Origin of the sequence: Anoxybacillus sp. J5B_2022, assembly GCF_026847645.1 — a bacterium.
GTDB lineage: Bacteria > Bacillota > Bacilli > Bacillales > Anoxybacillaceae > Anoxybacteroides.
Genome location: NZ_JAPSMC010000082.1, coordinates 1 through 10,544, shown reverse-complemented (window position 1 = coordinate 10,544; position 10,544 = coordinate 1). Strand labels below are relative to the sequence as shown.

Sequence of the window (10,544 nt, the reverse complement as noted above, 5' to 3'; positions counted from 1 at the left end):
TTTTGATAAGCAGGTGGTAACGCTACCCTTTTTAATGTTCTTCTGTCCGAGCGTTTGATTCCCGGAACATCTTCGCCTATAATAACGGACTTTTCTAGGACTAATGCAGCAAATACAATTTCCGCTTTAATCGATCCTTTTAATCCAAGCGATATCCTTGCGATGTTATCTAAGTCAATTTCTGGAATTACTATTACCTCATATTCTTTTGGGAGTTCTAACGGAGCAGGAGCAAATTCATCCTCTGCTAATACTTTTGTACAGTTGGTTGATTCAATTTTATGAAGACCGAGCCATCCAGACGTTTCTCCGTCTAAAAACAAGAAATCGTAATCTACTCCCTCGTTTCCCAGTTGTATTAATGAATCTGTATATCGTTCATGCGCTGAACTATCACAAAAAATGAACAAAGCTTTCTTGCATTCTTTTTTTTCCCCTGTAGCGTCTGCTAAAAAATCACGTACAATCGCTTCTACCAATTTGCTTAATTCCGCTTCTCGGTTGATATCGTGACCCATTTCATCACCTCTAAACATTTCCGCCAAATAACTTTCCATTTTTCCCTATAACTTTTACCAAGTCCCCTGTTTTTAAATTCGCGGCATTCGCTTCGTCAGTATCAATATGGAAGTCAAGGGAAAACTGTTCATTCACTCGAACCACAACCTCTGGAAATATAACTGGTCGATCGGTGATAGCTTGAACAATTAAGCAATCGCCATCCTTTACTTCGAATTGTCGAGCATCATTTGGAGACATGTGAACATGATTTTTGGAAACAATTACACCTTGCGAAACCGTTATAGCACCTGCTTTCCCAACAATGGTAATGCCGGGCGTGCCATCAATTGCCCCTGAAAGCCTAACCGGAGGATGAATTCCAACAATGAATCCATCTGAACGAGAAATTTCTATTTGTGTAAGCTCACGCGCTGGACCTAGAACTCTTACTTTCGACAAGACGCCTTTAGGCCCTACAAGCGTTACTGTTTCCTCAGCAGCAAATTGACTAGGCTGTGAAAGCGGACGATAAGGTGTTAATTCATAACCTTTTCCAAACAATACTTCAACATCATAATACGATAGATGAACGTGACGATTCGAAACTCCTACAGGAATACTTAATGTTTGTTTTTGAACATCTTGCTCAATCGGATGGCCGTCCACCCTTTTAATTTTTATCCCTCGATCCCTCAAAAAATCCTTTGCCGCAGGTGTTAGCCGGTGTTGACTTGAAATAAAATACGGGTCAGATAACGTCCCTTTTAGTAATTTTGTTCTCAAATGTGCTTCCGTAATTACTACCATCTATTCATTACCTACTCCCCTACTTTTGGAAGCAGAAGTTCGATATCAGCATGAGGGCGAGGGATGACATGAACAGAGATTAGCTCTCCTACTTTTTCAGCTGCTGCAGCCCCAGCGTCAGTTGCCGCTTTTACCGCGCCGACATCTCCTCTTACTAAGACCGTTACCAATCCTCCACCGACTTGGACTTTGCCAATCAACTTCACATCTGCTGCTTTTACCATTGCATCAGCCGCTTCAATCGCTCCAACTAATCCTTTTGTTTCGATCATTCCTAACGCAGAAAACTCTCTTGCCATAACAGATAACCTCCATCATCTCATTTATTTTATTTCTTCAAGAATTCGTTTAACGATTTTAACAATTTCTTCTTGATTAATAGCTATATTGGATAAGATTTTGTTTTCTTCCTCAATTGTCTTAGATGGTTGCACATGCTCAGCATTCATTTCTCTTATACCAAACGCTACCCGTTTAATATTCAATAAGTGTTGCGGCCCAATATTATCGGAAGTAATATTGTTTCCATAAGAACCACAACCGAGCGTTAGGGATGGAAAAATTCCTGTTGTTGCTCCGATTCCGCCAAATGTTGTTCCAGAATTTACAATGATTCTGGAAGCTGGTTTTTTTAAAGCAAACGCTTTGATTACTTCACGATCTTGAGAGTGGATGCCTAATGTATGACCAAGCCCCCCTACTTCCAATAGCTGAATGCTCACATCACATCCTTCTTCCCAGTTTTCTACAGTATACAACGCTAATATTGGGGAAAGCTTTTCAACGGCAAAAGGAATGTTTTTTCCTATTTCTTTTTCTTCTCCGATTAAAACTTTTATGTTTTCTGGAAAAGATAATCCTACCATCTCGCCTATAGCTCGTGGTGACTTTCCTACAATTCGAGAATTTAAAGAGCCTCCTCTCAATATCACAGAAGCTACTTTTGCCTTTTCCGTTTCCGATAATAAGTACGCTCCATGTTTTTGAAGCTGATGGATAAAAGCTTGTTTAATTTTCTTATCTACGATCACTGCTTGTTCAGAAGCACAAATCGTTCCATAATCAAATGATTTACTTTCAATGATAGAACGAGCAGCTAAATCTAAATCAGCGCTCTCATGGACATACACAGGAACATTTCCTGGTCCGACTCCATAAGCAGGTTTTCCGCTACTATAAGCCGCTTTTACCATTCCAGGCCCACCTGTAGCTAGAATTAAATCTGTTATGCTATGTGACATCAATTCATTTGTTCCTGGTAATGAAGGATGTTCCATGCACTGAATAACGTTTGCTGGTGCCCCTGCTTCTTCCGCAGCTTTCGCCATTATTTTTGCTGCTTCTAATGAACATTTAAGTGCTGAAGGATGTGGACTGAAAACGATAGCGTTTCGTGATTTTATGGCAATAAGAGATTTAAAAATAATAGTAGAAGTTGGATTTGTTGAAGGAACGATCCCAGCTATTATACCTACTGGTTCCGCTATCTCCCAAACTTGCTTTTGATCATCAATATTGATGATTCCAACTGTTTTCATATCTTTAATCGCTTCGTATACTTCTTTCGCTGCGAAAAGGTTTTTTGTCATTTTATCAAACTCATTTCCAAATCCTGTTTCTTCAGTAGCCATTTTTGCTAGCTGTTGCGCATCCTTCTCAGCTTTTAGCGCCATATTTTTTATAATTTTATCCACCTGTTCTTGATCTAGCTTCGCCAACTTTTTTTGCGCCTCTTTTGCTTTTTGAAGGAGATTTCTTGCTTCTTGAACAGATAGTAAATCAAAATCTAACAATGCCATGGGTTATTGTTCACTTCCTTGGTCATGATTTCGTTCTATTTCTTTTTCCGTATACGCTTGTTTCACCGTTCTCTTCCTATCTTTTTTCTTGAGAGAGTTAGCAGTTAAGTGGCTAAAAACGTTTTTATCAAGCCTAGGTATTACATGTGAAGAACGATATTCTCCTAATTCTTTTGCTTTTTGAGCTCCTGCTGAAACAGCTTCCCGTACAGCCGCTACATCGCCAACCAAATAGACAGTTACAATCCCTGCATCTGGCTTTTCATATAAAATGATTCGAACATCTGCTGTTTTTATTGCTTCATCAGCGGCGGCGATTAGTGAGGTTAGGCCGACTGTTTCAATCATGCCAAGTGCATAATAAGATTTCATTCTATCGTTCCCTCTTTCCTAAAAAGATTTATGAGGGTATTTTGCAATATGCTGAACTGCCTCTGCAAATGCTTGTGCAGCAGCGGTACATGCAGACTGGCTTCCTGTCAATAATCCTCCTCCAAAATTTGTTTCTGTTGGTGGGGCATATAGTTCACAAATTCTCACGTTGGAAGCCTTTAATGCAGCATCCAATCCATACATCGCTTCAAGAGGAGGGGCAATTAAGTAGGCCAATGGTTCGCCTGGCTGTATACCAGCAAGCTTTGACAAATAATTCCCTGTTCTCGATACCGTGTACGCATAATATGCATGACTACCTTCTTCGTTTAGTGAATAAAAACATGGCCCACTTTCAATCGTTTCGAAAACGGCTTCTAATCCACTTTTTACATCAGAAGGACTCTCTCCACCTAAAATGCCAATAAACTCACCTGAAAGAGGCCCTGATGCATGAGCAGAACCTGCATAAAACGACTTTGCGTATACTACTTCTACAGCCGCTTTTTTAGTTGCTTCATCAAGCGCTGTGTATCCAACATCGTCAATTGTTAATGTCACTAAAGCTAGGCTTCTAACATGAGGTGCAATATTGAGTTTCTTAGCTAATCCCTCGTCTATGTTAGGAATAACTCGACTTGCTAATACTTTTGCACGAATCGGATCCCCAATCACTTAAGTTCCACCCCCTTTTGAAAACAAAAAAGCACCTTGCGCAGAGATGGAAAAACTCTGCAAACAAGGCGCCTTTGCCTGTCAATATGAACTTTTGCATGTCCTTAAAAATAATATTATTGATATCAGTATTAATTGTCAATATTTTTTTAAAAGTTAAAAAATTATGTCTTTTACTCAAAATTTGCTTACCCCATATTTATTTCTTAACAAATTTACCCACTCCCCCACATTCCGCACGACAACGTCCGCGCTTTCGTTTGTTCCGATTTGATGTGGATCGATGTAAATCGTTTGGCAGCCAAGTTGTTTGGCTGGAAAAATGTCGTTTCTCCAATTATCACCAATGCTCATGATTTCCTCATAGCGGACACCAACCTCTAGACAGATGGTTTTTAAATGCTTGGCTGTATCCACTGGCTTTTTTGCTTGAAAAATTTTTTTATGAAAGACGTTCGATAAGCCTAATTTTTCAAGAATCGCTTCACTGTCCGGTCTAGGGCTGTTCGTCATTAAAACTAAAAAAAGATGCTGGCGCAGTTGAGTGAGCAACTCGGCTAACCCAGCCGTTCGCTCCATTGTGAAATGAGGACTCATCATAAACGTTCTTGTTTCGAGAAAGGCGGCATACGTTTCTTTGTTGGTCAAGCCGTAATGCCGGCCGAGGGCGCTTGGCACCCACCATAAATCGCCGATGCTTAACATATTGTCCAAATCGACTGCTATACGTTCGGGATATTTCGTTTGTACGTCGTCATCCGACCATTTGTTTCCATTCCATTCGTATACGCTGTGGACAAAACCATCGCCGTCCAGCAAAAGAATCAAGTCTTCTTCCGCATCATAGACGCTTCCGATTTTGAGTGGATGTGTTCCGAAAAGCACCGCTTCATAATCTTTTCGAAAAAATGTACGCTTCTCTTCTCTCAGCTTCTCTTCAATCCGTTTGGCGTAATAATCAAAATGATGCGTGTCTTCATACAATGTTCCGTCTAAATCGAATACGATGACTTTCATCTTTTTTAGCGCAGGAGACCCCCACTTCAATGAGTGAAAGGAGTAAGTGGGGGAGGAATGCGCCTTCCTCCTTTCTTTCTGTGCATGATATAATAAAGGCGTGGAGAAAACCGTTAAACAAAGGCACTCCACCTATAACACCTATAAACTACTCGATGTAGGGAGTTGGTTACAGGAAGTGTTGTAACCGTAAAACATCGAGCGTAGTCAAGTCTGTTGCGCGTGGAAATGAAGTACTGCCAACAGACACACCGAGAGAATCGGTAACCATGTAGGCATGTCCTGCATGGTTGGGTAGCTGTCAACCTGCCTAAAGTAACGCCAAGTGAAGGAAGGAGACGACAGTCGCTTGCACTTCCGGGCAGTTACAAGCCCCCACTTCAACATTCGCTAGAATGTAAGTGGTGGGTAGTTGACTTTCCTTCTCCTTCATTGTAGCTTTTTTTTATTTTATTAAGGATTTTGTTTTTTATGTTTATTTTGATTATTTAGAACATAGTTCTATAAGCTGTTTATGTGCAACTAAACAACATCTGTCCTTTCTGGTCACGGACAGTGTCGCTTAGTCATATCATCACAAGTCAGAAATTATTTGGCGAGATACTTTTTCATCACTACCGTCTTAACAGGGATAACGTCGTTGCTCATCACTATTTTTTCTTCACAAATATGATATCCGGCTGATTCATACAAATAAATGTTTTTCGGTATAGACGCCCGAACTCTGCAACTGATCTCTTGTACTTTGCACTCTTTTGCATAGTCTTCTAGCCAATGAAGCATCGCCTTTGCTACTCCCTTGCCGCGAGCTTTCGGACAAACGGATAAACGGAAGAAATAAAGCGACGCCCCGTTTATCGTGAACCGTACGGTGCCGATCGGCTGATTGCTGTTAAAACAAAGTAGCGCTTGCTCTGTTCCACTCCGCAACTTCTGCCGAATCGAATCAACCGTTTCATTCAACGCACTTGAAGGAACATCCATCTGACGATATTCTTCAAACGCTGCGATCATCACTTGATGGACGATAAATGCCTCCTCTTCTTTTGCTAAACGAATAGCCACGTTCATTTTTTCACCACCTTTTTGCGCGAGTTTCGTGAGCACGAATGCAAGAACAACTTCTCCTCCAACTTGTAAATCTTGTCCAAAACTTGTCAGAAGATATGCAATGGGTCAAACAAGAGATTCAAGCGATGAAACAAGAAATGCAAACGATGAAGCAAGAAATCGAAGCACTTAAACAACGAATAGACAAACAAGAAGAAGAGATTTACTGGCTAAAAGTGCAAATGGAAGAAAATACGCAAATGATCAAAGCCATTCGCGACAATCAGTTGGAGCAGCGCAGCATTCAAGATGCGATGCGGCACGAAATTGCCCAAATCCGACGTGAAATGGCGACAAAAGAGGACATCGCCTACATCCATCAGCGATTGGACTACCAAATTAGCCGCATCGCCCGCACCGAAGAAGAGCTTCATTTATTGAAAACAGCCAACTAAAAAGCGAAACGTCGTTCCCGTATAATGGTGAACGACGTTTTTCCATTTTGATAAACAACGCACGCATATACTTCATCAGGCGTGACACTCATATTGCGGCTGCCAAGCCCAAGCAAGCCGGAAAAACCGGGGTGTGCGCACCACAATCACTCCTCGAACACTATTTGCACCGTTTTTCGCATCACGACTAGATCACCCGCATGAAAGCGGTAAGCAAAATTGCTAGTAAAGTCAACATGCAAATTGTTGGGCGAACCGGTTCGCTTGATCATTGATTTCATCTGAAAAACGAATCATGAGCGCATTCCCGCTTAACGGAAACATCATTTAATCCGTTCCCTTAACTGGAACAAGACAGGCGAAATGGCATCTATTACATCGGTAGCGAGCACGCTAAACGGTGAATGCCCTTTTTGCACAAGGAAGTCGGCTGCTTTCCCATGAACCCATACGGCGTTGCTGACGGCTGCTTGTACGGAATCATGCTGCATCAGAAAGGCGACAATTATTCCTGTTAACACGTCGCCGCTTCCGCCTTTGGCAAGGGCTGGGTTGCCTGTTGTATTGACGTACTGCTTTCCATCTGGCGTTGTAACGATCGTATACGGTCCTTTTAATACGACGTACAAGCCGTAGTCCATCGCGAATTGCTTACTAACCCCAAAGCGGTTTTTTTCCACATCATGAATCGAAACACCGAGCATGCGCGCCAGTTCGCCCGGATGGGGGGTGACAATCGTTGGGCTTGTTCTCTTTTTGACAAACGAAGCGTACTCGTTCCAGAAAAATAGCGCATCCGCATCCAACACAACCGGAACATCTTGCTCAAGAACGGTTTGAACGATTCGTTTCGTCCCTTCCGTTCTTCCCATCCCCGGCCCTACGGCAATCGCATCGATATCCAGTTGAGCAAAATCAATGTCACCAGCAAAAGAACCGTTTTCCGATGGGCAAGGATGCTGCATCGCTTCTGGAATCCGATTTGCAACTACCGAATAAATATCGTCCGGAATCGCCATTGTCAACAACCCTGCTCCGCTTCTTAACGCTGCTTTAGCGGTGAGCGTGATCGCTCCTGTCATGTTGCGCGATCCGCCGATCACGATTCCTTTTCCATATGTCCCTTTATGCGATGAACGGTTTCTTGTTGGCAGCGTCCTTCTAACGTCCTCTTCCACCCATGCTTGACGAAACGTGGCGGTTGTTTCGAGTGCACGCGGTGGAATGCCGATGTCGACAACGATCAGCTCTCCGTAGTAGTCAGCGGTTGGGAACGTATAGGCGCTAAGTTTTGGGCATTGAATCGTAATCGTTACATCCGCTCGAATCGCTGTTTCTACTTCGCCGCCATCAGCAGGAACACCGCTTGGAATATCAACAGCATATACTGTAAGCTTGTCTATTTGATTGACCTTGTCAATGATTTCTTTATAAGGTGATTTGACGGATCCTTTGACGCCAATTCCCAGCATTGCATCAATGAGAACATCATAGCGATGAATTTGCTCGAAAAATTCCTGTTCATTGCCTATATAGTTTTTTACTTCATACCCCAAATTTTCATAGATTTCAAGCGCTTTTTTCGCAGCACCTTTTACTTTTTCCTTCGGCGGGATGAGCCATAAATCGGTCATATAACCGTAGCTTTTCAGCACTCCTGCAACAACAAATCCGTCGCCGCCATTGTTGCCTGTTCCCGTTAACACCGCAATACGCGCGGTCGGCTGAATTCGTTCGCATAACACTCTCGCCACCGCTTGCCCGGCATTTTCCATTAATGAATCTTCGCTTATTCCGATTTGTTCGGTCGTATAGCGGTCAATAGCGTACATTTCGGAAGCTGTCACGATTCGCATCGTCATCACCTTTTCGTTTTTATTTCATTATACAAAAAGACTGCCTCCATCGAGACAGTTCTCAATTATTTAACTATCTAAAAATCGCTCACGAATATGCGGCGTGGGAATGAGGCAGCTTTCTCTTTTCCCAAACCACTGGTATCGGTGGTTCGCGATCCAATCGTAGATGAGATCACGAAACGGCTTCGGTACGATCATAAAAATATACAATATTCTCCAAAAACCTGTAAGCTGTCGACATATACGAAGAGCCGCACTGGATTTTGTATAGTAGCGATTCCCTTCGAGCAAGATAACGCTGTCAACGGAAGGAAGAGAAAGCTTTTGCGCGAGCGTTTGTCCAACGTTGCTTTGCAAGGAGGCAAAACGAAACACCGCCTGTGGATCGCGTTGAATAATAAACTGTACGGATGCATGACAAAGATTACATACTCCGTCAAATAAGATGATTTTCATTGTTTTTGCACCTTTTCTAAAAACGCAAGTATTCTCTTAATATATTCGTCTTTGTACATCGCAAAACTTTTCACATGCTTCGCTTTTTCGGTGAGCCAAAGCTCAAATACATCTGGATGTTTGTTGTACATCTTTACACTTTCTTCATACGGAATGGACGGATCGGCTTTGCTGTGAATAAATAAAATCGGACGTGGCGCAATCGCATCGACCGCTTTGATCGGGATCGATTGTGCTGGGTCTAAATCCGTCATCATCGGAATGAGGGTAATAATCAAGTAGGTAAACGGAACGTTCGGTAAGTGCGTCCATACAGGCATATACGTCCGCAAATATCCTTCTAAATCGCTAAACGGACTGTCGGCAATGACCGCCTTTACATCTTGATCCATACCTGCTGCTAAAATCGAGGTTGCCGCTCCCATCGACACCCCGTAAAGAACGATCGGTTCGGAATAGTGTTGTTTCGCATAATCAATGACACCAAGTAAATCGTATTTTTCTTTCGCGCCAATCGTTGTCATGTCCCCGTCGGACTCGCCGCTTGCGCGAAAATCAAACATCATGACGCGATATCCTTCTTCTGTGAGCGCCTTGGCAAGCGGCAAAAACGGCACGTTTGGTTCGTAGCGGTTGCCGCCGTAGCCGTGCGAAAAAATAACAGTCATTTTCGCTTGTTTCGTTGGCTCGATCACCCATCCTTTTAGTTTTAATCCGCCATCTTTACTTGTAAATGTGACATTTTCATAAGCCATTCCGTAAGCTTTCGGCGTTTCGACGACTGCCTTTCGCTCTTTATGCGTCAAATTCCAGCCAACATAAACCGAAATCGCCACACAAGCTACAGCCGCAAGCAACAGTACCCCAACGAACGACGGCACGAGCCATTTTCTCGTTTTTCGCTGCCTCTCTAATTGCGTTTGCATATTCACGCTTTATCACCTCTTTATTTGGACGACATAAAAATTTGATTGAGGGGAATCTTCAAATCAGGGAAAATGCCAACGTCGATCGTGTCTTCGTTCGCATATATATTTTTCATCGAAAATCCGTTCTCTCCTCGCAAAAATGTTTCGACATATTCGTTTAGCGGATCGACAATCCAATATTCTCGCACTTTCGCTGATTCATAGAGATGAAATTTTACGACACGGTCGATTTTAGCCGTACTTGGAGATAAAATTTCAACTACTAAGTCAGGTGCGCCTACGATATAATGATCACCAATCTTTTCTTGACCACAAACGACAAGCAAATCAGGTTGAACCCAGCTTTTGATTGTGGATGGGTCGGTTTCCTTTTTGGCAAATAAACATACGTCAATCGGCGCCCCAAACACTTCACAAGTTTTTCCGTTTAAATAATTGGAAAAGCATGCGAGCAAATAACGCTGAACGCGTTGGTGTGCAGGTGTTGGGGCAGGAACCATATTCATGATGTCGCCATCCAATACTTCTAAACGAACTTCCTCAGGTAAATTCATATAATCTTTATATGTCCACTGCTGCTTTTCTTTTCGTACAGCCATATTCATCCCGCCTTTTTTCTTTAAT

Annotated in this window: 13 protein-coding genes and 1 pseudogene; 1 reads left to right on the top strand and 13 read right to left on the bottom strand. The window is 42.5% G+C overall.

The annotated features are described in order from the left end of the window. From M4I42_RS15470 to M4I42_RS15435, 8 genes and pseudogenes are all read right to left on the bottom strand, one after another. Positions 1 to 518: pseudogene (locus M4I42_RS15470) on the bottom strand (hypothetical protein); the annotation flags it as partial. Between the two features lie 10 nt (positions 519 to 528). Next, on the bottom strand, positions 529 to 1,308 hold the full coding sequence (gene pduL, locus M4I42_RS15465; RefSeq protein WP_268852969.1) for a phosphate propanoyltransferase: 780 nt from the start codon (positions 1,306 to 1,308) through the stop codon (positions 529 to 531). Positions 1,309 to 1,319: 11 nt separating this feature from the next. Next, the gene (locus tag M4I42_RS15460; RefSeq protein ID WP_268852968.1) at positions 1,320 to 1,607 is read right to left on the bottom strand and encodes a BMC domain-containing protein; all 288 of its coding nucleotides are present in this window, start codon (positions 1,605 to 1,607) and stop codon (positions 1,320 to 1,322) included. A 24-nt stretch (positions 1,608 to 1,631) separates the two neighbouring features. Continuing rightward, complete coding sequence (locus tag M4I42_RS15455) at positions 1,632 to 3,107, bottom strand: acetaldehyde dehydrogenase (acetylating) (protein WP_268852967.1); 1,476 nt, start codon at positions 3,105 to 3,107, stop codon at positions 1,632 to 1,634. Positions 3,108 to 3,110: 3 nt separating this feature from the next. Beyond that, positions 3,111 to 3,479, bottom strand: a complete 369-nt coding sequence (locus tag M4I42_RS15450; RefSeq protein WP_328284633.1) for a BMC domain-containing protein — start codon at positions 3,477 to 3,479, stop codon at positions 3,111 to 3,113. 18 nt (positions 3,480 to 3,497) lie between these two features. Continuing rightward, positions 3,498 to 4,151, bottom strand: coding sequence for an ethanolamine utilization microcompartment protein EutL (gene eutL, locus M4I42_RS15445; protein ID WP_268852972.1), 654 nt, complete (start codon positions 4,149 to 4,151; stop codon positions 3,498 to 3,500). Positions 4,152 to 4,331: 180 nt separating this feature from the next. Then, complete coding sequence (locus tag M4I42_RS15440) at positions 4,332 to 5,171, bottom strand: HAD family hydrolase (RefSeq protein WP_183250877.1); 840 nt, start codon at positions 5,169 to 5,171, stop codon at positions 4,332 to 4,334. Between the two features lie 588 nt (positions 5,172 to 5,759). Then, positions 5,760 to 6,242: a GNAT family N-acetyltransferase gene (locus M4I42_RS15435; protein ID WP_268852966.1), complete on the bottom strand. Its 483-nt coding sequence runs from the start codon at positions 6,240 to 6,242 to the stop codon at positions 5,760 to 5,762. A 38-nt stretch (positions 6,243 to 6,280) separates the two neighbouring features. Between M4I42_RS15435 and M4I42_RS15430 the strand changes: the two genes are divergently transcribed. Continuing rightward, positions 6,281 to 6,676 (top strand): hypothetical protein, encoded by a 396-nt coding sequence (locus M4I42_RS15430; protein ID WP_268852965.1) that lies wholly within the window; start codon positions 6,281 to 6,283, stop codon positions 6,674 to 6,676. Here the strand turns inward: M4I42_RS15430 and M4I42_RS15425 are convergent. The 5 genes from M4I42_RS15425 to M4I42_RS15405 all read right to left on the bottom strand — a co-directional run. Next, positions 6,673 to 6,822 (bottom strand): LamB/YcsF family protein, encoded by a 150-nt coding sequence (locus M4I42_RS15425; protein ID WP_268852964.1) that lies wholly within the window; start codon positions 6,820 to 6,822, stop codon positions 6,673 to 6,675. The genes M4I42_RS15430 and M4I42_RS15425 overlap by 4 nt on opposite strands. A gap of 177 nt (positions 6,823 to 6,999) precedes the next feature. Further along, positions 7,000 to 8,532, bottom strand: a complete 1,533-nt coding sequence (locus tag M4I42_RS15420; protein ID WP_268852963.1) for an NAD(P)H-hydrate dehydratase — start codon at positions 8,530 to 8,532, stop codon at positions 7,000 to 7,002. Between the two features lie 69 nt (positions 8,533 to 8,601). Then, positions 8,602 to 8,991, bottom strand: coding sequence for a thiol-disulfide oxidoreductase DCC family protein (locus M4I42_RS15415; RefSeq protein ID WP_268852962.1), 390 nt, complete (start codon positions 8,989 to 8,991; stop codon positions 8,602 to 8,604). After that, the gene (locus tag M4I42_RS15410) at positions 8,988 to 9,917 is read right to left on the bottom strand and encodes an alpha/beta hydrolase (protein ID WP_268852971.1); all 930 of its coding nucleotides are present in this window, start codon (positions 9,915 to 9,917) and stop codon (positions 8,988 to 8,990) included. The genes M4I42_RS15415 and M4I42_RS15410 overlap by 4 nt, the downstream gene beginning before the upstream one ends. A 20-nt stretch (positions 9,918 to 9,937) precedes the next feature. Beyond that, positions 9,938 to 10,544, bottom strand: a 607-nt coding sequence (locus tag M4I42_RS15405) for a Uma2 family endonuclease (RefSeq protein ID WP_328284632.1), incomplete at its 5' end; no start/stop codon positions are given.

What these genes read in the sequence shown, in the direction of transcription:
- M4I42_RS15450 (WP_328284633.1), bottom strand. Translation starts at nt 3,479, where the DNA reads ATGAAATCTTATTATGCACTTGGCATGATTGAAACAGTCGGCCTAACC.
- M4I42_RS15460 (WP_268852968.1), bottom strand. Translation starts at nt 1,607, where the DNA reads ATGGCAAGAGAGTTTTCTGCGTTAGGAATGATCGAAACAAAAGGATTA.
- M4I42_RS15440 (WP_183250877.1), bottom strand. Translation starts at nt 5,171, where the DNA reads ATGAAAGTCATCGTATTCGATTTAGACGGAACATTGTATGAAGACACG.
- M4I42_RS15420 (WP_268852963.1), bottom strand. Translation starts at nt 8,532, where the DNA reads ATGCGAATCGTGACAGCTTCCGAAATGTACGCTATTGACCGCTATACG.
- M4I42_RS15435 (WP_268852966.1), bottom strand. Translation starts at nt 6,242, where the DNA reads ATGAACGTGGCTATTCGTTTAGCAAAAGAAGAGGAGGCATTTATCGTC.
- M4I42_RS15410 (WP_268852971.1), bottom strand. Translation starts at nt 9,917, where the DNA reads ATGCAAACGCAATTAGAGAGGCAGCGAAAAACGAGAAAATGGCTCGTG.
- M4I42_RS15430 (WP_268852965.1), top strand. Translation starts at nt 6,281, where the DNA reads ATGCAAGAACAACTTCTCCTCCAACTTGTAAATCTTGTCCAAAACTTG.
- pduL (WP_268852969.1), bottom strand. Translation starts at nt 1,308, where the DNA reads ATGGTAGTAATTACGGAAGCACATTTGAGAACAAAATTACTAAAAGGG.
- M4I42_RS15415 (WP_268852962.1), bottom strand. Translation starts at nt 8,991, where the DNA reads ATGAAAATCATCTTATTTGACGGAGTATGTAATCTTTGTCATGCATCC.
- M4I42_RS15455 (WP_268852967.1), bottom strand. Translation starts at nt 3,107, where the DNA reads ATGGCATTGTTAGATTTTGATTTACTATCTGTTCAAGAAGCAAGAAAT.